Consider the following 26,588-nt stretch of genomic DNA (forward strand, 5'->3'; position numbering starts at 1 on the left):
ACGGGGGGACGCTATCCCGCCTTCTCGCGCCGGTCCTCAATTCGACGCATGCTTGGCGACACATGAAGGCCTTCTTCGCCATCGCCATGCTGGCGCTCCCGGGAATCCCCGCCAGCACGGGCGCTGAGGCCGCCAGGGCAGCAAGCTCGGCCCGGTACGTCTTCGCGTGGCGGGGCGTGCCGGTGGGCACGGTGGGGCTGTCCCTGGACGCGGGGCGGTTCACGTACACCAGCCGGCACCTGCACGTGCGCGATGGCCGCGCGGGCGAACGCGTGCGTGAGGTGACGCTGCGAGTGGACGCCGCGGGGCGCGTGACGGGCGCGGACGCGGTGCCCCAGGCCCTGTGGCTGTGGCACGGGCCGCCGCCCGAGGGCTGCGTGAAGGGCCGCGAGGAGCTGTCCGGCCAGGAGGGACCCCACTGCGTCACGGCGAGAGGCGCCACCACCGCCGAGGGCACGATGCTCGGCGCGCGCTTCCGTGCCCGCTATGACGAACAGGGCCAGCTCCAGGCGCTGGAGGTGGGCGACTCCCGCTTCACCCTGGCGGCGCCCGGGGCGCGGCTGCGAGCACCGCCGGAGCTCTTCGCGGACGGGGTGCCCGTGGAGGGCGGCACCGACGGCGCCCTGAGGCTCGTGCCGGCCCGGCAGGAGGCACCGCGCGCTCCAGCGGTTCCCGCCCGGCTGCCGGACATGACGGAGTGGACGACAGCCGAAGCGCGGGCCCTGTCCGCGAAGGTGCACGCGGCCTTCCCGGACAAGGAGCCCACGGCGGCGGACTGGCGTTCGGGAGGGGAGGGCGAGGCCGGAGGCTGCCTGGCGCACGCGCTGCGCTTCGCGTCCCTGGCGCGCGCCAGGGGGCAGCGGGTGGGGCTGGTGCACGGGCTGCTGGTGGTGGACGGCGGCGCCGCCCGGCCGCACGCCTGGGTGCGGGTGGCGCTGCGGGGCGGCGGGACGTTGGACCTGGACCCCACGTCCCTGGACTCCGTGCGTCCGGACACGCACCTGGCGTTGGCGCTGGTTCCGCCGGACGGCCCCGGCCTGGAGGCCGGGGAGCGATGGCTGTCGCTCCTGCGCGGAGACTGGCGCGTGGTGCGCGCTACTCGAACGGAATGATGGACAGCTTCGCGCCGGCCTTCACTTCCAATATCTCCTTGGCGCGCGCGGGCAGGTAGATGACGGTGTTGTCCAGCCGGGCCTGGCAGCGCACGGAGCGGAAGCGGTTGCGGCCGGACTCGCGCTCGGCGGCGACCAGCACGTCGTCGCCTTCCAGTTCGAAGTCCTCGTCCGCCAGCTTCACCGTGCGGTAGCGGCGCACCAAAGTGATGTCCGCCGTGTCCGCCTCGAAGTGCGGGCCGCCGTCGAACGGGTCGATGCGCTCCACGTACCGGAAGCCCACCCGCTCCAGCATCCGCTGCACGCCGCGCGTGGCCGGGCCCACTTCGCCCAGCACCTTCTGCACGCGGTCCGGGAACAGCGACGCGTAGATGTCCGACGCGGGGAACAGCTCCTTGATGAACTCCTTGTTCTGGCGGCTCAGCCGGTCGGCCTCCAGGTAGGTGAGCCCGGTGAACTTCTTCCCGCAGGCCTCCCACAAGAGGCTGCGGCCGTCCGGGAGCAGCGGCGGGAGCAGCTCCGCCAGCACGCGCGGCCGGAACAGGCGCCGGTGCATGGAGATGAAGAGGAAGCGCACGAAGGACAGCTGCTTGCCGGGCTTGTCCGGCGTCGCGCGGTAGGGCGGGTCCACCACCAGGCCGCCAATCTCCGTGGGGCCCTCGTAGTTGTACGCGATGGACAGCACCTTGTGCCGCAGGTGCCGCTCCAGCGAGGCGGAGTAGTGCTCGCGCTCGCTCACCTCATAGTAGATGTGCGGCGCGTCGTACGTGCCGTGCTGGGCGATGATCATCGACGTGCCGATGATGAGGCTGTTGCGCACGTCCTCCAGCACGAACAGGTATTCGCGCTCGAACGGGTCCTTCACCTTGCCGGCGAAGCTCTTCACCGACTTGTCGATGATGGCCTCGAGCGTCTCCTCGTTGTTCGGCAGGTTGACCGTGTTCAGCACCGCGGCAAGACGCTTCAGGCCGGGCAAATCGGTTTTCTGGACGTCTCGCAACACGAGCATGGGGCACGCTGAAGAGCGCCCCGGGAAGGGAGCGCCGGAAGGGCCCGTGACCTTACACCACGCCCCCGGCCCGTCAGCCTCCTGCATGCTCCCTTGTCAATGACGCGTTGCGTTCAGGACATCGCTCCGCCGTCCGCCCGGTGGGTACGGACGGCCCGGTCCCGTCGTGAAACATGTCTCAATCCAGGTGGGGGCTTGCCTGGTTGCATGCTGTGTTGTCAGGCGTCTGGGAATGGTTTGGCGGCGGAATGAAGACAGGGAATGATGTTGGCCAATCGCTGTCGAAGTTTGAAAGCAAAGCATCAAGTCTTCCCCCTCCCCCAAGGACACCTCATTGAAAGCACTGCACCTCTGGCTCGTGGCGTGTCTGCTCCCGAGCCTCGCTGCGGCGGAAATCGTCTGGCGGGGCGATTTCGAGACGGGAAACCGTTCTCAATTCAGCACGGAACAGATGGTGAGCTCGGACCGGCTCCAGGTGGTGTCGAGTCCGGTGGCGGAGGGCAAGTACGCGCTCAAGGCCACGGTGAAGCAGGGCGATGACCCCATCAACTCCAGCGGCAACCGCAATGAGCTGGTCTACCTGAGCAACGAGAAGGTGGGCTCGGAGTACTGGTACCGCTGGAAGGTGATGTTCGCGAACGACTTCCCCAGCGTGGACGCCTGGCAGCTCTTCACGCAGTGGCACCACGACGGGTGCTGCGGGTCGCCGCCGGTGGAGTTCTTCGTGAAGGGCGAGCTCATCCGCCTGACGCTGAACGACAACGGCACGGTGTGGAGCACGGCGCTCAAGCGCGGCGTGTGGCAGGAGTTCATCTTCCACGTGAAGTGGTCCCCGGACGCGTCCGTGGGCTACGTGGAGCTGTGGCACAACGGCGTGCAGGTGTTGAAGAAGACCAAGGCCATGACGATGTTCGCTGGCCAGAACAACTACCTGAAGCTGGGCCTGTACCGGGACGACACCATCAAGCCGGTGGGCGTCGTCTACCACGACGGGTTCATCCAGGCGACGAGCCGCGAGGACGTGTTCCCGGTGGTGCAGCCGGATCCGGATCCCGTGGTGGACGCGGGCACTCCGGCGGACGCGGGTTCGGCGGTGGACGCGGGCTCGCCGGTGGATCCGGTGGTGGATGCGGGCTCGCCGGTGGATCCGGTGGTGGATGCGGGCTCGCCCGTGGATCCGGACCCCGTGGCGGACGCGGGCACGTCGGTGGATGCGGGCGCGGGCACGGGCGTGAAGCCGTCTCCGCTGGATGAGGGCGAAGGCGACACGAACTTCCACGGCGGTTGCTCCGCGAGTGGTGGGTCGCTGGCCGCGTTCTCGCTGCTGGGCCTGCTGGGCCTGGTGAAGGCGCGCCGCCGCCGGAGCTGAAGCGCGGGTGAAGGGCCTTCCCGCTCCGGTGCGTCCGGAGCGGGAGGTGGGTTGAAGGAGTCCGCGCTTCCATGCGAGGAGGCGCGGAATGACTCCTCCCCGAAGGATGTGGTGGCTGTGCTGCTTCCTGCTGTGGACTGCGTGCGCGGGCCCGGAGGTTCGTGCGCCGCGAAGCTACTCCCAGGTGGCGATGGACTCCGCGACGGCGGGGTGTCTGCGAAGCCCGGCGTGCGCGTCCCAGGTGGGACAGGACGCCATCCTGCCGTGGCTGTCCCGCGCGGCGGTGCGTGCTGCGGAGGCCGCGGCGGTGATGCGCCTGTGGGAGGCGGCGGAGGTGGCCCGCGTGGAGCATGTGCTGGTGGAATGCGCGAAGCAGGCGAACCGCGAGGTAAACGATCGGATGCTGGGGCCCGGACGGCGGACCTCTCGCGAGATCTGTGAGCAGAAGGTGGTGGACGCGAACGGCCGGGAGATGACGCGGGCCGTGCAGTTGGGGAACGCGAAGCACGCGGCGGCGCTGGAGTGCGTACAGCGGGAACTGGGCGCCACGGACGCGGGACGGTTCAGTCTGGAGCCGCGCTACCTGCGGGACGCGAAGACCGGGCGGACGCGATGGTTGGATCCAGAGGAGGTGGCCCGCTGGCTGGCTGCCGGACAGTTCTTCCTGCTGACGGGGACCATCGCGCCGGATGTGGTGCTGCACGCCTTGGGGAACCCACTGAAGGTACAGCGGATCTACGACTTCAAGTTCCCGTGCCCGGTGAGCAACTTTCCTCGATGGGATCCCTATCCTGAAGGGCACCCCTTCGCCCCAAAAGAGCAGGGTGAGATCTACCAGCAGCTGCTTGAGAGCGAGCAGACTCCTCAGCTGATATCTCCCAATTTTGGAGTCACGCCATGACCGGGCCAGTCCCAAGGATTCGTGAAGGCATGGACATCGAGGACCAGTGGGTGGTCCTCGTGCGGGAGGGGATCAGCATCGCGTTCTACATGCGGCAGCCCCACGAGTTGATGGCCTCGGCCGTGTGGCGAGCACTGGAGCGCTACCGTCAGGCCATCAGCCCGCGCCAGCCTGGCTGGTACGTAGACTACTCGGGGGACTGGCAGCCGTTGGACTCCGAGGGCGAGGCAGTCATTCGGAAGCGGCTGCTGGCAACCTCTGCATTGGTCGAGCTGATCGAGCGCCCCGACTCCGTGACGGGAATCGCATTCAAATACCAGGGGCGGAGCAAAGCGGCGGCTGGCTTCGAGAAGGAGGAACAGGAGAGTACCTGTGCCTTGGAGTTCCGGCTGCCCATCGAGTTCTTGGCCGAGCGGGGGCCGGAGTGGATCCGCTCGCTGGCCATCGACCTGGGGCACGAACTGCCCTGGAACTCGGGGCACGCGGGGCTGTCGCTTGAGTTGGGCACCTGGCCCAAGACCCTCACGCCGCGCCTCCATGAAGTGACCCGGCGTCACCCGGGCTTCGACCTGAATCGACTGAACAAACTCGCCCTGTACCTGGGCACGAAGCTCCGTCCCCCCGCGTGGCTCACGTTCCTGGGGCCACCGGTCCTGAACGAACTGGGTGGCGTGGAAGGACTGCGCTCCCAGCTGCGCTCACCTTCAACCCAGGTCGAATCCCTGTCTCCGGACCGCGCACTCGTGTCCCTGGGCCCGGTCCCCGAAGCCGGGGACATGGATGCCGGTGACACGCTGCCCGCGTACCGCGAGCTGGCCCGCGTGCTGGAACCCTGGCTCTATGCGCACAAAGGCGAATGGGGCTTCTTCACCGAAGCCGAGGTCCGCCAGTGGGAGCGCCGCTTCCTCTGACCGCGCACCCGGCAGGCGTGCCTCGCTGCGGACAGGCCCTGTGGCATCATCCCCAGCCGCCATGCCGCAGACGCCTCGCAAGGTCTCGCTCGTCCTGAGCTACCAGTACCCCGGCAAGTACGCCTTCACCGTGCTCGCCGGCGCCGTGGAGGCGGACCCCGCGCTCGCGGACGTGTCGCTGCACTTTCCTCGCAACCGCGAGGACCTGCTGACCACCGTGCGCGAGCGCGTGGACGCGGGCGACACCGTCGTCGCCGCGTGGTCCTTCTACTCCGCCAGCTTCGGCCCCTCCGTGGAGGAGCTGGCCTGGGTGCGCGAACGGCTGGAGGGCCGCGACGTCCTCTGCATCGCGGGCGGCGTGCACGCCACCGCGGAGACCCTCCAGACGCTCCAGGCCGGCTTCGACCTCGTCGCCGTGGGCGAGGGCGAACACACCCTGCGCGCCCTGCTGGTCCGTATCCTCAAGGGCGAGGACCCGCGCACCACGCACGGCACCGCGCACCTGAAGGACGGCAAGCTCGTGCAGCACGGCCACGGCGAGGGGGTGCGCCTGGACGACTTCCCCCCGTTCGCCGCGCGGCACGTGAAGTTCGGCGCCATCGAGATCACCCGGGGCTGCATCTACGCCTGCCGCTTCTGCCAGACGCCCTTCATGTCCAAGGCGCGCTTCCGGCACCGCACCGTCGCCAACATCGCCCACTGGGCCCGCGAGCTGCGCCGCGCGGGCCGGCGCGACCTGCGCTTCATCACCCCCACGTCCATGTCCTACGGCACTCCCGACGAGACCGTGAACCTGGCCGCCGTGGAGGAACTGCTCGCCGCCGTGACAGAGGCCATGGCCCCGGACGGGCGCATCTACTACGGCACCTTCCCGTCCGAGGTGCGCCCGGAGCACGTCACGCCGGAGGCCCTGGCGCTGCTCAAGCGCTACGTGGCCAATGACAACCTCATCATCGGCGGCCAGTCCGGCTCCGAGCGCATCCTCCAGGCCACCCGCCGCGGTCACGACGTGGAGACCGTGGTGCGCGCCGCGCGGCTCGCGGTGGAGGGCGGCTTCGTGCCCAACGTGGACTTCATCCTGGGCCTGCCCGGCGAGGAGCCCGCGGACGTGGAGGCCACCCTGGACCTCATGCAGCGGCTGTCCGACCTGGGCGCCCGCGTGCACGGCCACACCTTCATGCCGCTGCCCGGCACGCCCTACCGCGACGCGGCCCCCGGCCGCCTGGACGCGCGCACCCAGCAGCGGCTGGACTTCCTCGCGTCCCAGGGGCGCCTGTATGGCCACTGGAGGGCGCAGGGCGTGCTCGCGGAGGCCATCGCCGCCCGCAGACAGCCGCGCGCCCGCTAGCCGCACCCGTTACACTCGCGCGATGGCTGAACAGACGCCTTACTGGCTCCTCATCTCCGTGCTCTTCAGCTCCCAGCCCCTCACCCCGGCGCTGGCCATGACGCTGCACGAGGCCGCCTTCGAGCTGTACTCGCGCGGCGAGGGCTCACGCGAGGTGGCCGGCGATCTGCTCTCCGGCCGCGTGAACAACCTGCGCAAGGACGTGTCCCTGGGCGGCATCGCCGGGCCCGCCTTCGAGGCCGAAATCGAGACCGAGCGCGGCTCCGGCGTGGTCCGCTTCGTCCTCACCCGCCAGGGTCTGGAGATGATGAAGGCCCAGGCACCGGCTTCAGCGGCCCCCGCGAAGCCGAAGTACCTCAACTGAGGAAGGGGGGCCCTGGCCGCCCGGCCGCTCCCGGAACGGCACTCCGTCACCACCTTGAGGGCTCAAGGGAGGAATGACGGCATGGACCCCAAGGACGAATACCTGAAGAAGAGCGCCGGCATCCCACTGGATCCGGAGAGGCAGAAGGACCCGGACGAGGACGGCGACAGGGTGCCCGCGGAAGGCCGCGCCGAGGAACTCAACGACGTCACCGGACAGAACGGCGGTCAGCGCACCGACGTGGACAAGCCCTGGAACGACGCGCGGAGCCGACAGGACGGCATCCGCGACCAGTACAGCGACGACAGCGACAAGAAAAAGCCCTGAGGTCTCCCCCAGGGCTTCGTGAAATCGGGTGCTGAAGAACGGCCTGGGGCGCTTTGACTACTCGCGCTCCAGGTCCAGCTTCATGCCGCCCATGTGCAGGATGGACTGGGACATGGACACCGCGGACATGGTGGCCAGATCCTCGATGGCCTGCATCTCCTCGCTCTTGGGCTCCGCGCCCGTGCCCGTCTGCGAGGTCGCGGCCTGCTGCTGCGGCTGCTGGCCCGTGACGTTCACCGGCGTGGAGGTGGCGCCCGCGGTGTAGGTGCCCAGGAGCGAGCCGTGCGGCGTGGCCCCCATCTGCGCCAGCGCCGACGACACCACCGACGCGCCCGTCAGCTGCGCGCCCGCCTTGGGCTGCGCGGCCGCGCCCGACATCAGCGAGCCGAAGCGGCTGCCCGACACGGAGGAGGCGGTGTTCGTCGTGGCCGGCTGCACCCGCGGACCGGAGAGGGACGTGATGCGGTTCATGGCGGCTCCCGTCAAAAGGCCCCGGTCAACTCGAGACGCGCCTGGGCGCGCCTCTGGGGCTTCAAGTTCGTTCTCCCCATTATCGCCCCGGGCCCCGGGAAGTTGCCTCTTCCGCTTCCAAGCCCGCTGGCCCCAGGACCCTGGGAACGGCGAAGGCCGCGAAATCCCGGGGGAATTTCCCCTGGGACGCCGCGGCCTCCATGCCTTTCAGCCTTGGGGCTGATCCGCCCGGCCTAGAACTGGTGGGCCTCGGTGGACTCGTGCAGGGCCAGGGTGCTGGCGCTGCCGCCGGAGATGACCTCGGCGACCTGGTCGAAGTAGCCGGTGCCCACCTCGCGCTGGTGGCGCGTGGCGGTGTAGCCGTCCTTCTCCGCGCCGAACTCCGACTGCTGCATCTCGCTGTAGGCCGCCATGCCGCGGTCCTTGTACTTCCGCGCCAGCTCGTACATCGAGAAGTTCAGCGCGTGGAAGCCGGCCAGCGTGACGAACTGGAACTTGTAGCCCATGGCGCCCAGCTCGCGCTGGAACTTCGCGATGGTGCTGTCGTCCAGGTTCTTCTTCCAGTTGAAGGACGGCGAGCAGTTGTACGCGAGCATCTTGTTGGGGAACTTCTTGTGGATGCCCTCCGCGAAGGCCTTGGCCTGCGCCAGGTCCGGGGTGCTGGTCTCGCACCACACCAGGTCCGCGTACGGGGCGTAGGCCAGGCCGCGCGCGATGGCGCACTCCAGGCCGCCCTTGATGCGGTAGAAGCCCTCCGCCGTGCGGCCCGCCGCCTTGTCGATGAAGGCGTGGTCGTACTCGTCCGCGTCGCTCATCAGCAGCTTGGCGCTGTCCGCGTCCGTGCGGGCGACGAGCAGCGTGGGCACGCCCATCACGTCCGCCGCCAGGCGCGCCGCGGTCAGCGTGCGCACGAAGTGGCTGGTGGGCACCAGCACCTTGCCGCCCATGTGGCCGCACTTCTTCTCGCTGGCCAGCTGGTCCTCGAAGTGCACGCCCGCGGCGCCCGCTTCGATCATCCCCTTCATCAGCTCATAGGCGTTGAGCGGACCGCCGAAGCCGGCCTCCGCGTCCGCGATGATGGGCGCGAACCAGTTGCGGTCATGACGGCCTTCCGCGTGGTCGATCTGGTCCGCGCGGCGCAGGGCGTTGTTGATCTTCTTCACCACGCTGGGGACGGAGTCCACCGGGTAGAGGCTCTGGTCCGGGTACATCTGGCCCGCGGAGTTCGCGTCCGCGGCGACCTGCCAGCCGGACAGGTAGATGGCCTTGAGGCCCGCGCGCACCATCTGCACGGCCTGGTTGCCGGTGAGGGCGCCCAGCGCGTTGATGTACTCGTCGGTGTGGAGCAGCTCCCAGAGGCGGCGGGCACCCATCTCCGCCAGCGTGTGGCTCACGCGGATGGAGCCCCGGAGCTTCTCCACGTCCTTCTCGGTGTAGGTGCGCGTGATTCCCTCGAAGCGCTGGGCATGGAGCTTCGCATGAGGGGAGGCATCGGAAGTGGTCGGCGTCGCGTCGTACATGCCAGGACTCCTCGGGCTGCGGTGAAGGGTTGAAGAAGACGTCGGTGCTGCGTTGGAAAAGGCGTCAGGCCTGCGGGTCCAGGGCCTCGTAGGCGGGCAGGGTGAGGAAGTCCTCGAAGACGGGCGCGGTGGACAGCTGCTCGAAGAGGGCGCGGGACTTCTCCATGTGGGCCTGGCCGTAGCGCTCGACAGCGCCCTCGCGGCCCATCCGCTCCATCTCCTCCGCGAGCAGCTTGCGGAACAGCTCCTGCGTCACCTTGCGGCCGTCCTCCAGCGTGGCGTCGTGGTGGAGCCACTGCCACACCTGGGCGCGGGAGATTTCGGCCGTGGCCGCGTCCTCCATCAGGTTGTAGAGCGGCACGCAGCCCAGGCCGCCCAGCCACGCGGCGGTGTACTGGATGCCCACGCGGATGTTGTGGCGCAGGCCCTCTTCCGTGCGCGTGCCGGAGGGCACCTTGAGCAGGTCCGCTTCCGTGATGCGCACGTCCTCGCGCTTGTTGGCCACCTGGTTGGGGCCCTGCATCTGCGCGTCGAAGATCTCCTTCGCCACGGGGACCAGGCCGGGGTGCGCGACCCAGGTGCCGTCGTGGCCATTCTTCGCCTCGCGCAGCTTGTCCGCGCGGACCTTGGCCATCACCGCGTCATTGGCGGCCGTGTCCCCCTTGATGGGGATGAAGGCGGCCATGCCGCCCATGGCGTGCGCGCCCCGGCGGTGACAGGTCTGGATGAGCAGCTGCGAGTAGGCGTTGAGGAAGCCCTTGTCCATGGTCACCTGCCCACGGTCGGGCAGCACCACGGACGCGTCGGACTGGAGCGTCTTGATGAAGCTGAAGATGTAGTCCCAGCGGCCGCAGTTGAGGCCCGCCGAGTGCTCGCGCAGCTCGTAGAGGATCTCGTCCATCTCGAACGCGGCGGGCAGCGTCTCGATGAGGACCGTGGCCTTGATGGTGCCGCGCGGGATGTCCAGCTCGCTCTGGGCCAGGTGGAACACGTCGTTCCACAGCCGGGCCTCCAGGTGGCTCTGCATCTTGGGCAGGTAGAAGTAGGGGCCCGTGCCGCGCTTCAGCTGCTCGCGCGCGTTGTGGAAGAAGAACAGGCCGAAGTCGAAGAGGGAGCCGGAGATGGGCTTGCCGTCGATGCGCACGTGGCGCTCCGGCAGGTGCCAGCCGCGCGGGCGCACGAAGAGGACCGCGTGCTTGTCGTTGAGCGCGTAGTGCTTCCCGTTCTCCGCCGTGAAGGAGATGGTCTTCCGCACGGCGTCGCGCAGGTTGAACTGGCCGCGCACCACGTTGTCCCAGGTGGGGCTGTTGGCGTCCTCGAAGTCCGCCATGAAGACGCTGGCGCCGGAGTTGAGCGCGTTGATGATCATCTTGCGGTCCACCGGACCGGTGATCTCCACGCGCCGGTCCTGCAGGTCCGCGGGCACCGGGGACACCTGCCAGTCGCCCTTCCGGACATCCGCCGTCTCCGGCAGGAAGTGCGGGCGCTCGCCCTTGCGCCAGGCCTGCGCCACCTTCTTGCGCCGCTCCAGCAGGGCTTCCCGCCGTTCACCAAAGGTGCGGACCAGCTTGGCGACGAAGGCCATGGCCTCCTGCGTCAGCACTTCCGCGTAATCCGGATGCCAGGTCCCCTCCACGGTCACGCCGGGGCCGAAGTCCGGGGGATTCTGGGAGGTGCGCGCGTCCATGTCGGCTCCTGACGAGATGCGTTGTAAAAGCGCTTCAACGGGCTGAAAGATGTCCCTGCCGTCTGTGGAAGGGAAGCCTTGGTGAATTAGAAGCTGCTTGCCTGTAAGGCTGTCAACATCATCGGGATTAAATTTGTAAATCCACTGACGCGGCCGGACATAAACCCCCGGAATCAGGGCGCCGGAGGTGACACGGCAATCAACCGCGGCGGATTTCCGTAGGTAGGAATGGGACCCCCATCGTGCCAAGCGGGGGACCGACCGGGAGGTCACCTCATGGACGTCACGACACGTTGCAGGGCCTGTTCGAGGGAGCTGTCCGGGGAGGCGGCGCGCTGCCCGCACTGCCGGACGCGGACACTGCCGATGCACCGGGGCGAGGGGCGGGCGCTCCTGGGCGTCTGCGCGGCGCTGGCCCGTGAGCTGGGCGTGGATCCCGCGCTGGTGCGGGTGGCGTTCGTGCTGATGTTCTTCGCGTCCGGGGGGATGAGCGCGGCGCTCTACCTGCTGCTCTGGGCGTTCATCCCGGCCAGGGCCTGGGGCCAGGCTCCGCTGCAGGGGACGCTGGACTGGGTGTCCAAGGTGGCGAACGCGCCGGTGGATGACGACACGCCCCGCTGGGAGAAGCGCGTCTGACGGCGGCTTGGGGGGCGCTCCGCTAGACGCGCCAGACGCCGGCCACGGACTCCATGCGCTCGGCCACGCCCCGCAGGGCGTGCGTCATCCGCTGGGTGCCGTGCATGGCCTGGAGGGTGTCGTCCATCATCCGGGACAGGTCCGTGACGGCGGTGAAGATTTGCGCGATGCCGGCGTTCTGCTGGATGACGGCGGCGGCGATCTGCTGCGCCGCGGAAGCGTTGTCCTGGATGATGTCCGTCAGCGCATGCAGGCTCTGCCCGCTTTCGCGCACCTGGGCCAGGCCCGCCTCGGAGCGGCGCTGGCCCTCCTCGGAGAGCGCCACGGTGTCGCGGATGCCGCCGCGGATGGCGTCCAGGATTTCGCGCACCCGGCCGGTGGCATGGATGGACTGATCCGCGAGGCTGCGGATTTCGCGCGCCACCACGCCAAAGCCCTTGCCGTGTTCGCCGGAGCGCACCGCTTCGATGGCCGCGTTGAGCGCGAGCATGTTGGACTGGTCCGCCAGGTCCTTCACCGTCTGGGTGATGCCGCCAATCTGGTGCGTGCGCTCGTGGAGGGAGGAGATGCCATCCGCCAGGCGCGCGCCGTGCTCACGCAGCTGTTCGAAGCCGTCCAGGCTGGCGCCGAGCGCCTTCTGTCCGGAGCCACCCGCCTCGCGCGCCCGCGCCACCAGCGCGAGCACCGCCTGTGAGCGCTCCGCGGCGAGCTGCGAGGTCTGCTGAATCTCCTTCGCGGTGACCTGCGTCTCCTGGATGGCGGCACCCTGCCGGGTGAGGTTGCGCTCCTGCTGCTCGGTGGCCTGGGTGAGCTCGCCCACCGTCTGCCCCAGCACGCGGGTGGCCTGCTGGAGGCTGGTGGTGGACTCGCGCAGGTGGTCCATCATCCGTGAGACGGCGGAGGCCAGCTCGCCCACCTCGTCCTGGTGGCCGTGCGACTCCACCTTCTGGGTGAGGTCGCCTTCGCGCACCACGCGAGTCACCAGCGCGCTCAGCGTGGTGATGGGCCGGGTCACGCCGCGCGCCAGGGCCCAGGCGGCCAGGACGGCCAGCCCCAGGAGCACGGCCACCGCGAACAGGCTGAGCTGGAGGAAGCGCCGCAGGGGCAGGAAGGCCTCGTTCGCGTCCATCGCCGCCACGAAGCGCCAGCCCTTGCCCGCGGTGAAGCGGGCGGTGTCGTCGCGGGCTTCGGCCCGGACGGAGTCCACGAGGCCTGGCGCGGTCGCGGCCCGGGAGCTGAAGAGGCGGCCTCCGTCGGGCGCGAAGATCTCCAGGGTGAAGCTCCTCTGCCCCCGGTCGTGGGCGCGGTTGACCGCGCCCGCGACCACCTCCTCCAACTGGCCCCAGTCATACGCGGCCAGCAGCACGCCCACGCGCGCGCCGGAGATGGGGCTGAGGACGGGCAGGGCCAGGGGCATCACCGGGCGGGCGAAGAAGGGGTCCTTCTTCGTCAGCGCGTTCGTGAGGATGGCGGCGTCCAGCCGGCCCTCCAGCGCGGTCTGGAACCAGGGGGCGGCGAGCACCTCCTGCTCGCGTCCAGCGAAGGCCTGACGCAGCTCCGGCCGGCTCACGGAGACGGCGCGCCCATCCGCGGTGAACAGCACCAGGCCCGCGAAGCTGGTGTGGCGGCCGTTGAGGGAGGCGAGCACCGCGTCGCTCTTGGCGTAGGTGTCGAAGAGGAGCGCGCCGCGCACGATGGCGTCCTCGGTCCACGCGCGGGCGTTCGCTTCGCGCTCGTGCAGGGACGCTTCGATGAGGTCTTGCAGGCCCTGGGCCTCCACGTGGAGGACGCCTTGCACCTGCTGCTCCAGGTTGCGCCGGATGACGTGGACCCCTACCGCGACGACGGGGGTGAGGGCCGCGACGAGCAGCAGGCAGACCCACAGCGTGAGGCGGCCCCGCAACTTCAATCCGGACAGGCGCATGCGTGAGGACCCTGGGTGGGAACGGTCGGTGTCACAGGTCGAGCAGGGACAGGCCCACGGTGAGCGCGCCAATGACCTGGGCGCCGTCGCGGACGGGGAGGGACACCTGGATGACGTAGGCCTGGGAGGACTCGTCGAAGAAGGGGGCTTCGCGCAGCGCGGGACCGCCCTGGCCTCCGGCGTAGGTGCGGAGCCACTTGGACTCGTCCCCCTGCCAGTAGTCGGACGTGCGCCGGCTGGCGCAGACGAGCGCGCCCTGGCCGTCCATGGCGAAGGCCTCCGCCATCGCCGGGCCCAGCCGCTCCCGCAGGCGGCGGAGCGCGCCCGTGCACGGGCCGTCCAGGATGCGTTGCTTGAACGGCGTGAGGGCCGGGGTCGCCATCCACTCCGCGTCGTGCTGCTGGATGGTGGCGAGCGGGACGCGGCGCGCGTTCTGGGCGCGGATGGCCCGCACCACTTCCGGGTCTTCAGCCAGCCGCCGCAGGTGCGGCATCACGCCGTCCACCTTCTGGAGCTGCGCGACACCGTCGGGAGGGAGCTGACCCCCAACGGTCAGCGCCAATCCCATCCAGAATATGGCCATCAACAGACGCCCCCAGGAGCCGTGAGAACGGTTGAGAAAAGTGTGTCATGGAACCGTTCGCGCAGTCACCCAGGCGGGCGTGATTTGAATAATTCAAATTAAGCGTGTTTTCAGCGGTTTCAGGGCAGGCAGCACTGCGCGGGCCTGTCTTCCTGCTCCTGTGTGTTGGGGATGGGGTCGGCCGTTGGCTTGAGGATGTCAGGGGTAGGAGGCATCCTTGCGCGCATGGGCGATGGAAACGGGAGCGGGAAGGGGAAGTCGGTGTCGTATGCCGTCCTGGAGGACGTGCCGCCGACGAAGGTGGGGGAGATCATCGAAGGGGAGCTGGTCGTCAGTCCCAGGCCCGCGTCTCCCCACGCGCGGGCGGCGACGAAGCTTGGGGGGTGGCTGGATGGGCCGTTCGATGAGGGCAGCAATGGACCCGGTGGTTGGATCTTCCTGTTCGAGCCGGAGCTGCGCTTTCCTGCGTTGGGCGATGCATTGGTTCCGGACGTCACCGCGTGGCGGCGAGAGCGGATGCCCCGCATGCCCGATGTGCCCTACTTCTCACTCGCGCCGGATTGGGCATGCGAAGTGGTGTCCGACGTCACGCAGGCGTGGGACCGCGGCCCGAAGATGCGCGTCTATGCGCGCGCGGGCGTGGAATGGCTGTGGTTCATTGATCCGCTGGGCGAGGGGCTGGAGATCCACCGTCTCCAGGAAGGGCAGTGGCGCCTGCACGGCGTGCACCTGGGCAGTGGAACCGTGAATGCCGCTCCCTTCGATGCGGTGCCCTTGAACATGGGCAAGCTCTGGCTCTGGTGACGGCTCAGGGCAGCTTCGGCCGGATGATGCGCGGTGCGTCCGGGTTCACGTCCAGCAGGCGCACGGTGTCGCCTTCATGCACGGTGCCTGCCTTCAGCACGCGCGCGAGCTGACCCCTCCGGCCCCAGCTCTCCTTCAACAATCCCGGGCGCAGGGCGTCCAGCTTCCAGCAGGGGACGCAGGGTTCGGTCAGCTCCACCACCACCGCGTCTCCCAATGCCAGGCGCTGTCCCGGCGGCAGCGCGTCCAGGGACAGGCCCTCCACCAGCACGTTCTCCTTGAGCGCGCCTTCGGGCACATCCAGCGCCGCTCGCTCGGCCTCATCCAGCAGCAGGAGCTGGCGCTTGTGGCCCACCGCCCTGCGCTGGTGGCGGTCGCCTTCGAAGCCGTGCTGCTCCACGGCGCGGGCCTCGGGGACCCGGCGCATGGGCGTGCCTCGCTCCTGGGCCAGGAAGAGGGCTCGGATGGTGCCTGCGGTGCTCACGACGTGACACTAACGCTGGGGGGCTTCTTTGGTGAGGGGGCGGCCCGTCACTCAGGCCTGCCGTGGCGGCGCGGCGGTGTTAATGGCGCGGGACATCGTTCCTGCCTGGAGAGGCCCCACCGTGAGCACGAAGAACGTTCGCATCGAGAAGGACACCTTTGGTCCCATCGAAGTCCCGGCCGACCGGCTCTGGGGCGCCCAGACGCAGCGCAGCCGTCAGAACTTCGCCATCTCCTCGGAGCGCATGCCCCTGGCGCTCGTGCACGCGCTGGTGCTGGTGAAGAAGGCCGCCGCGCTCGTGAACCAGGAGAACGGCTCGCTGTCCAAGGAGAAGGCCCAGGTCATCGTGAAGGCCGCGGACGAGGTCCTCGCCGGCCAGCACGACGAGGAGTTCCCCCTGCTGGTCTGGCAGACGGGCAGCGGCACCCAGACGAACATGAACTGCAACGAGGTGCTGGCCAACCGCGCCTCGGAGCTCCTGGGCGGCGAGCGCGGTGAAGGGCGCAAGGTCCACGCCAACGACGACGTCAACAAGGGCCAGAGCTCCAACGACGTGTTCCCCACCGCGATGAGCGTGGCCGCCGTGGAGGCCGTGGTGAAGCACGTGCTGCCGGAGCTCCAGGCCCTGCGCGACGTGCTCGCCCAGAAGGCCCAGGCGTTCCAGGCCATCGTGAAGATTGGCCGCACGCACCTGCAGGACGCGACGCCGCTCACCCTGGGCCAGGAGTTCAGCGGCTACGTGGCGCAGTTGGACCGCGCCAAGGGCCACATCGAGGCGTCCCTGCCGCACCTCTTGGAGCTGGCGCTGGGCGGCACCGCCGTGGGCACCGGCCTCAACGCGCCCCCGGGCTACGCCGAGCGCGTGGCGGCCGAAATCGCGAAGCTCACCGGCCACGCCTTCGTCACCGCGCCCAACAAGTTCGAGGCGCTGGCCGCCAACGACGCGCTGGTGCAGGCGCACGGCGCGCTCAAGGGGCTGGCGGCGGTCCTGTTCAAGGTGGCCAATGACATCCGCTGGCTGTCTTCGGGCCCCCGCTCGGGCATTGGGGAAATCAACATCCCGGAGAACGAACCGGGCAGCTCCATCATGCCGGGCAAGGTGAACCCCACGCAGAGCGAGGCGCTCACCATGCTGTCCGCCCAGGTGATGGGCAACGACGTGGCCATCTCCCTGGGCGGCGCGTCCGGCAACTTCGAGCTCAACGTCTTCAAGCCGCTCATCATCCAGAACTTCCTGCAGAGCACCCGGCTCCTGGCGGACGGCATGCGCAGCTTCCGCCTCAACTGCGCGGTGGGCATCGAGCCCAACCTCCCGCGCCTTCAGGAGAACCTCCAGCGCAGCCTGATGCTGGTGACGGCCCTCAACCCGCACATCGGCTACGACAACGCGGCGAAGATCGCGAAGACGGCGCACAAGCAGGGCAAGACGCTCAAGGAGGTCGCCGTGGAGCTGGGGCTCGTCACCGCGGAACAGTTCGACCAGTGGGTCCGCCCGGAGAAGATGACTGGCAACCTGTAGGCCCCCCTCCGACCCGCCCAAGCGTGGGACAGCGCACGCTCCTGCAAGAAGGGGGGAGCGCGCGCGCGGGGGGACGATTAGGGTACGGGAGCCATGAACGTCCCCTTCGTCATTGAGACCACGCACCGCGGCGAGCGGGCGTACGACCTCTACAGCCGTCTGCTCAAGGACCGCATCATCCTCCTGGGCACGCCCATCAACGACGATGTGGCCAACCTCATCGTCGCCCAGCTGCTGTTCCTGGAGTCCGAGGACCCGGACAAGGGCATCAACCTCTACATCAACTCGCCCGGTGGCTCCGTCACGGCGGCGCTCGCGATGTATGACACGATGCAGTACGTCAAATGCCCCGTGTCCACCATCTGCGTGGGCCAGGCGGCCTCCGCGGGCGCGCTGCTGCTGCTGGCGGGCTCCAAGGGCAAGCGCTACGCCCTGCCCAACAGCCGCATCATGATCCACCAGCCGCTGGGCGGCGCGCAGGGTCAGGCGACGGACATCGACATCCAGGCCAAGGAAATCCTCCGCCTGCGCACGTACCTCAACGGCCTGTTCGTGAAGCACACGGGCCACACCATCGAGCGCATCGAGAAGGACACCGAGCGCGACTACTTCATGAGCGCCGAGGAGGCCCGGCAGTACGGCCTCATCGACGAGGTCGTGGAGCGCGCCTCCGGCGTGCCTGCGCCCAAGTAGCTTTCCATTCCGAAGGAGACCGGAGGAGCAGGCCCCGTGCCGTTCCTCCGGGCGGGCATGCGACGGGTGGCGGCTTCGCAAGCCGTCCCGGGGTGCGGCTTGACGGGGACGTGCCCAGCGTTCGGGTATGGCTCCCCGCTTCCTCGTTGCCGCTCTGCTGCCTGCCCTCCTTGCCGGTGTGGGGTGCGCCACTGGCCCGACGGGCCGCCTGCCCGTGCCCCCCAGCTCCCAGCCGGTCCAGGAGGAGCTGGGCGAGCGCAACGTCGTCGACGCGGGCGCGGAGTACGCCCGGCAGAACGGCATGGTGCTGGCGGACTACGGTGATGCGGTGCGGATCCGCCCCAACTACTGGCGGATCCGCTTCGGGCTCCCGGAGGAGGGCTCCGGGAAGTTCCTGGAGCTGGACTTCGACGAGCTGGCGCAGCGCGTGACGGGGTCGCGGCGCCTGGACATCACCTCCGCCCAGTCGCCCATCCCCCGCACTTCCCTGCCCAGCGAGTCGAGCCCCGCGACGGGCGGCTCGGGCCCCCAGTGACGGCTACGGCAGCCGGGTGATGCGGTCGAGCGCCGGGGCCCGCAGCGGTGTGCCCTGCGAGCTCTTCGCGGCGAGGTACGCCTCCAGCGCGTCCGAGTCCACCGCGCCGCCCAACAGGTTCGTGCCCTCCGGGAGGACGCTGAAGCCGTCGCCGCCGGGCGCGAGGAAGCTGTTCACGGTGACGCGGTAGGTGCCAGCCGGGTCGAGGGTCACGCCGTTGAGCTGGATGCTCGCGGGGTCCACCTTGGAGCCCGTGGGCGCGGACGCGCTGAACGCGTACGTGAAGCCCGCGGACGGGTGGAGGATGCGGGTGGTGGTGGCGTTGGGCCACTGCTGCTCCAGCAGGCGTTCAATCTGCGCGCCCGTCAGCGTCAGGGTGGCCAGGGTGTTGCCGAAGGGCTGCACGGTGAAGGCCTCGCCGTAGGTGACGGCGCCCCGGTCGTTGGGGTCCGCCGGGTCGCGCACCAGGTCCGCGCGCACGCCGCCGGGGTTCATGAAGGCAATCTGGGCGCCGCCCAGGTTCGCGGGCTTCGTGGCCTCCAGCTGCGCGTCCGCGATGACAAAGCCCAGGGTGGACTGGCCGGTGGGGTCCGTCTGGATGCTGCCGCGCGTGAGCGTCTGGTCAATCCAGCCGATGACGCGGTTCTCCAGCGGCGAGGTGAGGCCCTTGTAGCGGGTGATGAGCTCGGTGACCTCGGGGTCGGGCGTCACCGTGCGGGTGACGATGAGGTTCTGGGCCTGGGCCTTCACGACCTGGCCCGTGGCCGCGTCCAGCGTCAGATCGATGTCCGTGACGAGCCGGCCCACCGACGCGGCGCTGGTGACGAGCTTGCCGCTCAGCGTGCAGTTGTAGGCGTTGTGCGTGTGGCCGCTGACGATGACGCTCACGGCGGGGTCCAGGTTCGCCGCGATGTCCACGATGGGGCCGGTGATGCCCTTGCACTCGTCGTAGAGCGAGTTGACGGCGGGCACGCCGCCCTCGTGCACGATGACGACGATGGCGTTCACGCCCTGCGCCTTCAGCTCCGGGACGAGCGCGTTGACGGTCTCCACCTCGTCCTTGAACTGGAGGCCGGCGATGCCCGTGGGCGTGACGAGGGTCGTCGTCCCCTCCAGCGTCATGCCGACGAAGGCGATCTTCACGCCTTCGAAGGTGCGCACGTCGTAGCGCGGGAAGAGGGTGCGGTCCGGGCCGGTGGCCACGTTGGCCGCGAGGAACTTGAACTTCGCGCCGGTGAAGCCGGTGCCGTCCTGGCAGCCGTCCTTCGGGTGGCAGCCGCCAGCCTGCATGCGCAGCAGCTCCGAGCCCCCCTCATCGAACTCGTGGTTGCCCACGGCGCTGATGTCCAGGCCGATGTCGTTCATGGCCTCGATGGTGGGCTCGTCGTGGAAGAGCGCGGAGAGCAGCGGCGTGGCGCCGATGAGGTCACCGGCGGACACCACGATGGAGTTCGGGGTCTTCGCGCGCAGGTCCGCGACATACCGGGCGAAGTACACGGCGCCGCCCGCGTTCACCCGGCTGGTGGTGTCCACGCCACCGTCCGGCAGGAGGGCCTGGGCAATCTGTCCACCGCTGCCGGCCGCGGGCTCCAGCTGCCCGTGGAAGTCGTTGAATGCGATGATCTTCACGGAGACGGTGGTGCCGCCGTCGTCCGTGCCGGTGCCCGCGTCGCCGGTGCCCGCGTCGGTGTCACCGCCGCCCGGAGGCGGAAAGGTGACGGCCTTGCAGACGTGGTCCACGCAGGTCCAGCCCTGGCCTTCCGGCGCGGGGTTCTCTGCCTGGCAGTCGAAGGCGTTGGTGCACTCGTTGTTGCCACAGCCGCCGTGGAAGGCGAGCAGCAGGCCGGTGACGAAGGCGCCGGCGAGGAGGAAGACGCTGGGACGCGCGACATCACGCGCGCGCGGGGCGGAAGGCTGCATCGAGGCGGCTCCTGGGGCTGACAAGCGAGGGGGGACCCTTGCATCGTCACGTGGCGCGCCTGTGAGGGCCGGGTTCCGAATGGGTGTCGTCCAGGTGGATGTGACCTGTCCGATACCCGCGGCGGGCTCAGGAGCGGGAGGGCTCCAGGCACATCACCAGCTCCGCGGTGCCGCCCACCGCGCCCCAGAGCACGGCCTCCTGGTCGAACAGGCGGCCAAGGCGCAGGGCCTCGTCGCGGAACAGGCCGGGGACGAAGAGGCTCTCCTCGAACCAGCGCCGGTCGTCAGCCACGCCCACTCCGGACACGCTCGGGTGGCTCTGGGCTTCGAGCAGTGCAACGAGGCGCTGTTGAAGGCGCGCGTTGGTGCGGGGCGGGCGCGCCTGCGCGTGGGGGTTCCACGCGGTGAGGAAGGCCCAGGTGGTGAAGCCGTGCACGGTGAGCGCGGCGTCGAGCGATGGGTGCTCGGCGTCCACGCGCAGCACGTGTTTGGCGTTTCCGACGAGCGGGTGCGGACGCACGACGTAGCCCGTGGCCTTGAAGGCCGCGTGCAGCGCGGCCCGTCCTGCGTCACTCATGCGGAGTGGCGACCGCCGGGCCCGCCCCCTGCGGGCTGGTGGCCGGAGCGGCCACGGCGGGTGGGTTCGCGGGCTTCGTCCCGGCACCCTGCGGAGGCGACGACGGCGGGCTCGCGGTCGCCGGTGCGGCTTGCGGATTCGCGGCCGTCGGGCTCGCGCCCCGCGGAGCCGTTGCCGGCGCGTTCATCTCCGGAGGATTCGTGGCCGGAGGTGTGACCGGTGGCTTCGCGGCCGTCGGATTCGCGCCTTGCGGTGCGGCTTGTGGATTCGCGGCCGGCACGCTCCCGGTGGGCGGCGCGGTCTGCGCGTTCGGCTTCGCGGCCTGCGTGCCCGTGCCCTGCGGGCTCACGGCCGCTGGAACCAGGAGCAGCGGCAGCGCCGGGTGTCCTTCCCGAAGCTTGGGCGGAATCTGGCTGGCCACGATGGGGGCCTCCTCCGCCGTCTTCCACGGGCGGTCGGGCCACCAGCGCTCCACGGGCAGCGGCGCCAACGCGAGGAAGTCCTGCCCGGGCCGGGGCGCGGTGATGCCCACGCCGTCGTGCTTCGCGGCCACCAGCGAGCGCTCGATGGGCTCCGTCCAGCCGTGGTACGCGAGCGTCACCAGCCCCCAGTGCACCGGCAGCATCAAGCGGCCCTTCACCAGCCGGTGGGCGAGCACCGCCTGCTCCGGGCCCAGGTGCCAGTCCGGCCAGCCCGCGCCGTACTGGCCCGTTTCAATCATCGTCAAATCGAACGGCCCCAGCTTCGCGCCAATCTCCTCCATCGCGGGGAACAGGCCGGTGTCGCCGGAGTAGTAGACGCGGTGCTGCGGCCCCACCAGCGCCCATCCCGCCCACAGCGTCTTGTCCTGCTGAAGGAACCGGCCCGACGCATGCCGCGCGGGCGTGCACACGATGTCCAGCCCCTTCACCTTCGTGCGCTCCCACCAGTCCAGCTCCACGATGTGGTTGGCCGGCACGCCCCAGTATTCCAGGTGCGCGCCCACGCCCAGCGGCACCACGAACGTGGTGTTCCAGTCCTTCATCGCCGTGATGGTGGCGAAGTCCAGGTGGTCGTAGTGGTCGTGGGAGATCACCACCGCGTCGATGGGGGGCAGCGCGTCCAGAGCGATGGGCGCCGGGAACCAGCGCTTCGGGCCAATCCACTCCAGCGGCGACGTGCGCTCGCCCCACATGGGGTCGGTGAGCACGCGCAGCCCGTCAATCTCCACCAGCGTGGACGAGTGCCCCATCCAGGTGACGCGCAGCCCGTCCGCGGGCGGCGTGGCGAAGCGCTTCGGGTCGATGCGGTCCACCACCACCGGCATCCGGGGCGAACTCTCCGGACTCGAGTGGAACAGGTCCGACAGCGTGCGCTCCCAGTTGTTGAGGATGGGCTGCGGGTTCACGAACCCGCCGTCGTGCCACTGCGGCGAGCGCGCCATCCGCTCCAGCCGCGCCCCTTCCGCCCCCGTGCCGAACGCACGCCACCCGTCGATGACGACAATCAGCAGGACCACGCCCAGCAGGAGCAGGCCCCATCCGAACAGGCGCAACAACCTGCTGCCCCAGGACGGCCGCTGGCCGTAGGAGGGAAAGGCCGTGCGGAAGGCCTTCTGGCGGGCCTTGTCCGCGGCCCGCATGGGTCCCGCGTTCATCCTCATCCCCGGACCCTGATGGGTCCGGTGCGTGGGTGTCAATGGGGAGACGTTTCGACGGTGACCGGTTTTTCCTGACTCCAGCGGCGTCGGGCACGACCCGTGGCCGTTCGGCGCGCTAACGGGTCAGGGCCACGGCGGCGCGAATCTCCGGCCGCAGCTGCTGCTCCAGCCCCATGGAGAAGGCGGCCACGCGCTCCTCCTGGCTGACCTCCAGCTCCATGCCCAGGATGGCGTAGTAGCCGCTGTCGCGGTCCACCCACGGCGTGAAGCCGAACGCGCCGGGGGACGACACCGCCGCGCAGCCCGTGGACGGCGTGTCGCACTCCAACCACGCGGTGAGGCCATAGCGGTACGGCAGCCCCACGTCCGCCATGGGCGAGCTGCCCACTTCGACGGTGTACGGCTCGCGCGACTGCGCCTCGAAGAGGCCCTGGGACGCGTAGCGCGCGCCGTCCACGGTGAGGCCCTGGTGGTACACGACGGCCAACATCCTCGCGTACTCGTCCATCGTGGCGCGCAGGCCGCCCGCGATCAGCGGGTTGGTGGTGCCCAGGGTGTTGCGCGGGAAGGTGTAGTACGCGAGCTCGTCGCTGGTGAGCCCCAGCGGCGTCTTCACCTGCTCCGTGAAGATCTGCTGCCACGTCTTGCCGGTGAGCACCTCCGCCATCCGCGCGGCGACGTGCAGGTGCGTGGAGCCGTAGTCGAAGCGCGTGCCGGGCGTGGCCACCTGCGCCGCGGCGGCGATCTGATCCACGCACTGGGCCAGCGTGATGCCGGACTGCACGTTGCAGTCGGCCCGGGGGTTCATCCCGGAGGTGAAGGACAACAGGTGGCGCAGGGTGATGGTGCCCTTGAGCCCCGTCCACCCGAGCACCTGGCCCGTGGTGGTGTCCAGCGACAGCACGCCCGCGTCCACCAGCCGCAGCAGCGCCATGCCGGACACCATCTTGGAGGCGGACGCGATGGCCACGCGGCGCGTGGGCTCGAAGTCGCCGTAGCTCTTCACGAAGACGCGGCGGTCCTGCGCGTCGTAGACGGCGAGCGTCAGGCCCGGCACGCCCGCGTCCGCCACGGTCGCCGTGACGATGGCATCCACGCGCGACCACGGGTCCTGTCCCCCGGCATCCACGGCGCCCGCGTCCGGCGCCTCCGCCGTGCCGCCGTCGTCCGCGGGGCCTCCGGACGTGGAGGCGCCCCCGCACGCGGTCAGGGTGAGGGCCAGCAGCAACGCTTGGACGGTCTTCGGCACCAGGGGCCTCCGGAGGGATGAGCCCCCTTCAACCCGCGTCTGGCGAAGAGGTTGCGGAGATTCTTCAAGGGTCTGGCGGCACGATCTTGAACCCGCGCTGGAGCAGCGGTGCCAGCCGGTCGGTGAGGTCCCACGACTCCACCAGCCGGCCGTCGCGCAGGCGGTACAGCGAGTCCCCGTGGAACGTGACCGGACGGGACTTGCCGCCGAGGGTGGGCGGGCCCTGGGTGTCCGTGCCCGTCGCGCGCCAGCGCACCAGCACCCAGTCGTCCTCCGCCATCACGTGGAGCAGCTCGAACTTCAGGTCCGGGAAGAGGGTGAACCCCTGCTCCGCCTGGGTTCGCACGACGTCCGGGCCCCGGAGCTCCTGGGGCGCGCCCTCGGAGCGGTCCACGAAGTCGGCCGCGACGTACTCCGGGATGCGCTCCAGGCGCTTCTGGTTGTAGATCTCCTCGGTGAACAGGCGGGCGCGCTCCTTGTTGGACTCGCCCACCTGCCGGGCCCGCTCCGCCGGGGACACCGTCGCGCAACCGGTCAGCCCCACGAGCCCCACCACCACCCACGACACACAGGTCCTCATGACGCGCGGGAATCTGCCGGGCCCGCACGGGCGCTGTCAGCCGCCGTGTCGTCGAAGCGTTCACCGCCGGGCGCCAGCCGCCCCAGCCCGATGGGCGCCGCCAGGCACGTGTCCGGAATCCCGAAGGCGTCCACCAGCCCCACGGCGTCCGGCCGCAGCTCCTCGCACAGCTTCACGCGCTCCTTGCGGATGGCCTGGGCCTTGGGGGCCGTGAGCCAGCCGTGCTCCAGGAACCAGCCGCTGGCGGACTCCAGGCAGGACAGGCCGAAGAGGTCCGCCATGCGCCCCAGCACCGGCTTGAGCGCTTCATCCTTCACCGCCGCCACGCCGCGCAGGAACTGCTCCAGCACGATGCGCTCCACGCTCGCGTGCGCCAGGGCCAGCAGGTGCGCCTGCACCTGGTTGAAGGCCTCGAAGGCCTCCACGCCCGCGGTGAGCCGCTTGCGGATCCGCTTGGACACCGACGCGAGCAGGGCCTCTTCGCGGAAGCGCAGGGCGCGCAGCTGGAAGTCGCTGTCGCGCAGGTGGTCCGTGTCCGTGCGCCGGCCCGCGATGGGGTTCCTGTCCGTGATCACCGTGGTGGCCTGGTCCACGATGAGACGCAAGACCGCGAAGACGCGGTCGTCCTCGAAGCGCTGGCGGTAGCCCGTGAGCAGGCCCTTGGCCACCAGCTGCATGAGCACGGTGTTGTCGCCCTCGAAGGTGGTGAACACGTCCGTGTCCGCCTTGAGCGAGGCGAACCGGTTCGCGGTGAGGTAGCCCTGGCCGCCGCACGCCTCCCGGCACTCTTGAATGGAGGCGGTGGCGTTCCACGACGCGTAGGCCTTGAGGCCCGCGGCCAGCGCCTCCACCTCGCGCGCGTCGTCCTCCGTGCGGTGGACGTAGCGGTCCACCAGGTACTCCAGCGCGAAGTCCACCGCGTAGGCCTTGGCCACGAGCGGCAACAGCCGCAGCTGGTGCGACTGGTGATCCAGGAGGCGCACCTCGGGCGCGCCCTGGGGGCCGAACTGGCGGCGCAGGTCGCCGTAGCGCACCGCGATGGTCAGCGCGCTCTTGGTCGCGGACAGCGACGCGCAAGCCACGCTCACGCGGCCCGCCACCAGCGCGCCCAGCATGGTGAAGAAGCGCTTGGAGTCGCCGGTGATGGAGGAGGTGTATTCGCCGGCTTCCGTCACCTGGCCGTAGCGGTCGAGCAGGTTGTCGCGCGGCACGCGCACGTGGTCGAACCACAGCCGGCCGTTGTCCACGCCGTTGAGGCCCATCTTCTCGCCGCAGTCCTCGATGCGGATGCCCGGCAGCACCTTGCCGTGAGAATCGCGCAGCGGGACGAGCAGCGCGTGCACGCCCAGCCGTTCCCCATCCACCTCCAGCTGCGCGAACACCGTGCCGATGCGCGCGTGGCGGGCGGCGTTGCCAATCCACTCCTTGCGCGCGGTCTCCGACGGCGTGTGGATGACGAACTCGCTGGTGGCCGCGTCGTAGCGGGCCACCGTCTCGCAGTCGCGCACGTTGGAGCCGTGGCCCAGCTCGCTCATCGCGAAGCAGCCGGGCAGCTCGAACGAGGCGACCTTGGGCAGGTACTGCTGGTGGTGCCGCTTCGTGCCCAGGAACAGGATGCTGGAGCCGAACAGGCCGAAGTGCACGCCCGCCTTGATGACGAGGCTCAGGTCGAAGAAGGCCATCGTCTCGAACGCGGCGATGAACGCGCCCAGGTCCCCGCCGCCCTCGCGCCCCTTGGGGAAGGCGAGCTGGCCCAGACCGTCATCGGCCAGGTGCTTGAGCCAGTCGAAGACCTGGTCGCGGTAGGCGGTGGTGCCGAGCCCTTCCTTGTAACGGAAGTCCGCGTCCTCCAGCCAACCGCGCACCCGCTGGCGCACGTCCGCGTAGGTGCGGTCCAACACGGCGGTCATCGCCGCGGGGTCGAACGAGGCCGTGTGGGAACGCGGCTCCGCGCGCGGGACGCGCGACGCCCTGGGCACCAGCGAGCGCACCGCCTCCTTGCCGTCCACGCCCAGGGTGGCCTCGATGGAGGCCAGGGCCCTGGCCAGCTCCGCCGGCGCGATGCTCAGGGGCGCATCCCCCGCGAGCGCCTGGGCCAGCTGCACGCCCAGCTCCGCCAGGTTCTGCTGCTGACTGTTGGCCAGCTTCTCCGCGGTGGCGCGGATGTGTTCGCGCAGGAGGGCCAGCTCGCGGGGCGGGGGCGGACGCAGCGGATCCACCCAGAGGGCCAGGACGGAGCTGGACTTGAGGTCCAGCCAGGGCTGGGTGCGGGCAGCGGCGCCCAGGGTCCGGAGCTCGTCGCCTGTCAGCTCGCCGTCCGTCCAGGCGACGTACAGCATGGGGACCAGCGGCGCGAGGCTGGCCAGGGACAGCAGCTCCCGGGCGGAGGGGCGTGATGGGGCGTCGAGCATGCAGTCTCTCCAGGC

Annotated in this window: 25 protein-coding genes; 12 read left to right on the top strand and 13 right to left on the bottom strand. The window is 69.9% G+C overall.

All coding sequences use genetic code 11. From position 1 onward, the window contains the following. Positions 1-62 precede the first annotated feature (62 nt). Positions 63-1,112 (top strand): lasso peptide biosynthesis protein, encoded by a 1,050-nt coding sequence (locus D7X32_RS06055; protein WP_120601551.1) that lies wholly within the window; start codon positions 63-65, stop codon positions 1,110-1,112. Here the strand turns inward: D7X32_RS06055 and D7X32_RS06060 are convergent. Next, positions 1,096-2,121, bottom strand: coding sequence for an arginine N-succinyltransferase (locus D7X32_RS06060; protein ID WP_120601552.1), 1,026 nt, complete (start codon positions 2,119-2,121; stop codon positions 1,096-1,098). The two genes, D7X32_RS06055 and D7X32_RS06060, sit on opposite strands and share 17 nt — an antisense overlap. A 334-nt stretch (positions 2,122-2,455) precedes the next feature. Here D7X32_RS06060 and D7X32_RS06065 point away from each other — a divergent pair, with 334 nt between their 5' ends. The 6 genes from D7X32_RS06065 to D7X32_RS06090 all read left to right on the top strand — a co-directional run bounded on the left by D7X32_RS06065 (position 2,456) and on the right by D7X32_RS06090 (position 7,341). After that, positions 2,456-3,490: a heparin lyase I family protein gene (locus tag D7X32_RS06065; RefSeq protein ID WP_120601553.1), complete on the top strand. Its 1,035-nt coding sequence runs from the start codon at positions 2,456-2,458 to the stop codon at positions 3,488-3,490. A gap of 88 nt (positions 3,491-3,578) precedes the next feature. Then, positions 3,579-4,391, top strand: a complete 813-nt coding sequence (locus tag D7X32_RS06070; RefSeq protein WP_120601554.1) for a hypothetical protein — start codon at positions 3,579-3,581, stop codon at positions 4,389-4,391. A 29-nt stretch (positions 4,392-4,420) separates the two neighbouring features. Beyond that, positions 4,421-5,302, top strand: a complete 882-nt coding sequence (locus D7X32_RS06075; RefSeq protein WP_120601555.1) for a type VI immunity family protein — start codon at positions 4,421-4,423, stop codon at positions 5,300-5,302. Between the two features lie 61 nt (positions 5,303-5,363). Further along, positions 5,364-6,650, top strand: coding sequence for a TIGR04013 family B12-binding domain/radical SAM domain-containing protein (locus tag D7X32_RS06080; RefSeq protein ID WP_120601556.1), 1,287 nt, complete (start codon positions 5,364-5,366; stop codon positions 6,648-6,650). Between the two features lie 22 nt (positions 6,651-6,672). Continuing rightward, positions 6,673-7,014 carry a hypothetical protein gene (locus tag D7X32_RS06085; RefSeq protein WP_120601557.1) on the top strand — a complete coding sequence of 114 codons (342 nt, stop codon included), beginning with the start codon at positions 6,673-6,675 and terminating at the stop codon, positions 7,012-7,014. 81 nt (positions 7,015-7,095) lie between these two features. Continuing rightward, positions 7,096-7,341, top strand: a complete 246-nt coding sequence (locus tag D7X32_RS06090; protein WP_120601558.1) for a hypothetical protein — start codon at positions 7,096-7,098, stop codon at positions 7,339-7,341. Positions 7,342-7,398: 57 nt separating this feature from the next. Here D7X32_RS06090 and D7X32_RS06095 read toward each other — a convergent pair whose 3' ends face one another. From D7X32_RS06095 to aceB, 3 genes are all read right to left on the bottom strand, one after another. Then, positions 7,399-7,812, bottom strand: coding sequence for a hypothetical protein (locus D7X32_RS06095; RefSeq protein ID WP_120601559.1), 414 nt, complete (start codon positions 7,810-7,812; stop codon positions 7,399-7,401). Between the two features lie 233 nt (positions 7,813-8,045). Further along, positions 8,046-9,332 (bottom strand): isocitrate lyase, encoded by a 1,287-nt coding sequence (aceA, locus tag D7X32_RS06100; RefSeq protein WP_120601560.1) that lies wholly within the window; start codon positions 9,330-9,332, stop codon positions 8,046-8,048. A 64-nt stretch (positions 9,333-9,396) separates the two neighbouring features. Next, the gene (gene aceB, locus D7X32_RS06105; protein WP_120601561.1) at positions 9,397-11,019 is read right to left on the bottom strand and encodes a malate synthase A; all 1,623 of its coding nucleotides are present in this window, start codon (positions 11,017-11,019) and stop codon (positions 9,397-9,399) included. A gap of 276 nt (positions 11,020-11,295) precedes the next feature. On the opposite strand from aceB, the gene D7X32_RS06110 reads away from it, so the two are divergent. Then, on the top strand, positions 11,296-11,655 hold the full coding sequence (locus tag D7X32_RS06110) for a PspC domain-containing protein (protein ID WP_120601562.1): 360 nt from the start codon (positions 11,296-11,298) through the stop codon (positions 11,653-11,655). Between the two features lie 22 nt (positions 11,656-11,677). On the opposite strand, the gene D7X32_RS06115 is transcribed toward D7X32_RS06110, so the two are convergent. Both D7X32_RS06115 and D7X32_RS06120 read right to left on the bottom strand, forming a co-directional pair. Continuing rightward, a complete protein-coding gene (locus D7X32_RS06115) occupies positions 11,678-13,579 on the bottom strand; it encodes a methyl-accepting chemotaxis protein (RefSeq protein ID WP_120601563.1) in 1,902 nt (633 codons plus the stop codon). Positions 13,580-13,610: 31 nt separating this feature from the next. Beyond that, positions 13,611-14,162: a PDC sensor domain-containing protein gene (locus tag D7X32_RS06120; RefSeq protein WP_171447126.1), complete on the bottom strand. Its 552-nt coding sequence runs from the start codon at positions 14,160-14,162 to the stop codon at positions 13,611-13,613. A 225-nt stretch (positions 14,163-14,387) separates the two neighbouring features. On the opposite strand from D7X32_RS06120, the gene D7X32_RS06125 reads away from it, so the two are divergent. Next, the gene (locus D7X32_RS06125) at positions 14,388-14,966 is read left to right on the top strand and encodes a Uma2 family endonuclease (protein ID WP_120601564.1); all 579 of its coding nucleotides are present in this window, start codon (positions 14,388-14,390) and stop codon (positions 14,964-14,966) included. A 4-nt stretch (positions 14,967-14,970) separates the two neighbouring features. On the opposite strand, the gene D7X32_RS06130 is transcribed toward D7X32_RS06125, so the two are convergent. Then, positions 14,971-15,450 carry an MOSC domain-containing protein gene (locus tag D7X32_RS06130; protein ID WP_244238868.1) on the bottom strand — a complete coding sequence of 160 codons (480 nt, stop codon included), beginning with the start codon at positions 15,448-15,450 and terminating at the stop codon, positions 14,971-14,973. 121 nt (positions 15,451-15,571) lie between these two features. Between D7X32_RS06130 and fumC the strand changes: the two genes are divergently transcribed. The 3 genes from fumC (at position 15,572) to D7X32_RS06145 (ending at position 18,197) form a co-directional block, all read left to right on the top strand. Further along, on the top strand, positions 15,572-16,969 hold the full coding sequence (fumC, locus tag D7X32_RS06135) for a class II fumarate hydratase (RefSeq protein ID WP_120601565.1): 1,398 nt from the start codon (positions 15,572-15,574) through the stop codon (positions 16,967-16,969). A 93-nt stretch (positions 16,970-17,062) separates the two neighbouring features. Next, a complete protein-coding gene (clpP, locus tag D7X32_RS06140) occupies positions 17,063-17,662 on the top strand; it encodes an ATP-dependent Clp endopeptidase proteolytic subunit ClpP (RefSeq protein WP_014399808.1) in 600 nt (199 codons plus the stop codon). Positions 17,663-17,876: 214 nt separating this feature from the next. Next, complete coding sequence (locus tag D7X32_RS06145) at positions 17,877-18,197, top strand: hypothetical protein (RefSeq protein ID WP_244238869.1); 321 nt, start codon at positions 17,877-17,879, stop codon at positions 18,195-18,197. Positions 18,198-18,200: 3 nt separating this feature from the next. Here D7X32_RS06145 and D7X32_RS06150 read toward each other — a convergent pair whose 3' ends face one another. The 6 genes from D7X32_RS06150 to D7X32_RS06175 form a co-directional block, all read right to left on the bottom strand. Continuing rightward, positions 18,201-20,117, bottom strand: a complete 1,917-nt coding sequence (locus D7X32_RS06150; RefSeq protein WP_120601567.1) for a bifunctional metallophosphatase/5'-nucleotidase — start codon at positions 20,115-20,117, stop codon at positions 18,201-18,203. Between the two features lie 127 nt (positions 20,118-20,244). Next, complete coding sequence (locus D7X32_RS06155; protein ID WP_120601568.1) at positions 20,245-20,694, bottom strand: DUF3293 domain-containing protein; 450 nt, start codon at positions 20,692-20,694, stop codon at positions 20,245-20,247. Next, complete coding sequence (locus D7X32_RS06160) at positions 20,687-22,330, bottom strand: MBL fold metallo-hydrolase (RefSeq protein ID WP_279635561.1); 1,644 nt, start codon at positions 22,328-22,330, stop codon at positions 20,687-20,689. Before D7X32_RS06160 ends, D7X32_RS06155 begins: the two co-directional genes overlap by 8 nt. Before the next feature lie 118 nt (positions 22,331-22,448). Further along, positions 22,449-23,582, bottom strand: a complete 1,134-nt coding sequence (locus tag D7X32_RS06165) for a serine hydrolase domain-containing protein (RefSeq protein ID WP_244238870.1) — start codon at positions 23,580-23,582, stop codon at positions 22,449-22,451. Between the two features lie 64 nt (positions 23,583-23,646). Then, a complete protein-coding gene (locus D7X32_RS06170; protein WP_120601569.1) occupies positions 23,647-24,162 on the bottom strand; it encodes an ester cyclase in 516 nt (171 codons plus the stop codon). Further along, the gene (locus D7X32_RS06175) at positions 24,159-26,573 is read right to left on the bottom strand and encodes an acyl-CoA dehydrogenase family protein (protein ID WP_120601570.1); all 2,415 of its coding nucleotides are present in this window, start codon (positions 26,571-26,573) and stop codon (positions 24,159-24,161) included. Before D7X32_RS06175 ends, D7X32_RS06170 begins: the two co-directional genes overlap by 4 nt. Positions 26,574-26,588 lie beyond the last annotated feature (15 nt).

This window comes from Corallococcus carmarthensis, assembly GCF_003611695.1.
Taxonomy (GTDB): Bacteria; Myxococcota; Myxococcia; order Myxococcales; family Myxococcaceae; genus Corallococcus; species Corallococcus carmarthensis.

Excerpts from the sequence above, each read along its gene's own strand:
- D7X32_RS06055 (WP_120601551.1), top strand. The coding sequence starts at position 63 with ATGAAGGCCTTCTTCGCCATCGCCATGCTGGCGCTCCCGGGAATCCCC.
- D7X32_RS06060 (WP_120601552.1), bottom strand. The coding sequence starts at position 2,121 with ATGCTCGTGTTGCGAGACGTCCAGAAAACCGATTTGCCCGGCCTGAAG.
- D7X32_RS06070 (WP_120601554.1), top strand. The coding sequence starts at position 3,579 with ATGACTCCTCCCCGAAGGATGTGGTGGCTGTGCTGCTTCCTGCTGTGG.
- D7X32_RS06075 (WP_120601555.1), top strand. The coding sequence starts at position 4,421 with ATGGACATCGAGGACCAGTGGGTGGTCCTCGTGCGGGAGGGGATCAGC.
- D7X32_RS06080 (WP_120601556.1), top strand. The coding sequence starts at position 5,364 with ATGCCGCAGACGCCTCGCAAGGTCTCGCTCGTCCTGAGCTACCAGTAC.
- D7X32_RS06085 (WP_120601557.1), top strand. The coding sequence starts at position 6,673 with ATGGCTGAACAGACGCCTTACTGGCTCCTCATCTCCGTGCTCTTCAGC.
- D7X32_RS06090 (WP_120601558.1), top strand. The coding sequence starts at position 7,096 with ATGGACCCCAAGGACGAATACCTGAAGAAGAGCGCCGGCATCCCACTG.
- D7X32_RS06095 (WP_120601559.1), bottom strand. The coding sequence starts at position 7,812 with ATGAACCGCATCACGTCCCTCTCCGGTCCGCGGGTGCAGCCGGCCACG.
- aceA (WP_120601560.1), bottom strand. The coding sequence starts at position 9,332 with ATGTACGACGCGACGCCGACCACTTCCGATGCCTCCCCTCATGCGAAG.
- aceB (WP_120601561.1), bottom strand. The coding sequence starts at position 11,019 with ATGGACGCGCGCACCTCCCAGAATCCCCCGGACTTCGGCCCCGGCGTG.
- D7X32_RS06110 (WP_120601562.1), top strand. The coding sequence starts at position 11,296 with ATGGACGTCACGACACGTTGCAGGGCCTGTTCGAGGGAGCTGTCCGGG.
- D7X32_RS06115 (WP_120601563.1), bottom strand. The coding sequence starts at position 13,579 with ATGCGCCTGTCCGGATTGAAGTTGCGGGGCCGCCTCACGCTGTGGGTC.
- D7X32_RS06120 (WP_171447126.1), bottom strand. The coding sequence starts at position 14,162 with ATGGCCATATTCTGGATGGGATTGGCGCTGACCGTTGGGGGTCAGCTC.
- D7X32_RS06125 (WP_120601564.1), top strand. The coding sequence starts at position 14,388 with ATGGGCGATGGAAACGGGAGCGGGAAGGGGAAGTCGGTGTCGTATGCC.
- clpP (WP_014399808.1), top strand. The coding sequence starts at position 17,063 with ATGAACGTCCCCTTCGTCATTGAGACCACGCACCGCGGCGAGCGGGCG.
- D7X32_RS06150 (WP_120601567.1), bottom strand. The coding sequence starts at position 20,117 with ATGCAGCCTTCCGCCCCGCGCGCGCGTGATGTCGCGCGTCCCAGCGTC.
- D7X32_RS06155 (WP_120601568.1), bottom strand. The coding sequence starts at position 20,694 with ATGAGTGACGCAGGACGGGCCGCGCTGCACGCGGCCTTCAAGGCCACG.
- D7X32_RS06160 (WP_279635561.1), bottom strand. The coding sequence starts at position 22,330 with ATGAACGCGGGACCCATGCGGGCCGCGGACAAGGCCCGCCAGAAGGCC.
- D7X32_RS06170 (WP_120601569.1), bottom strand. The coding sequence starts at position 24,162 with ATGAGGACCTGTGTGTCGTGGGTGGTGGTGGGGCTCGTGGGGCTGACC.
- D7X32_RS06175 (WP_120601570.1), bottom strand. The coding sequence starts at position 26,573 with ATGCTCGACGCCCCATCACGCCCCTCCGCCCGGGAGCTGCTGTCCCTG.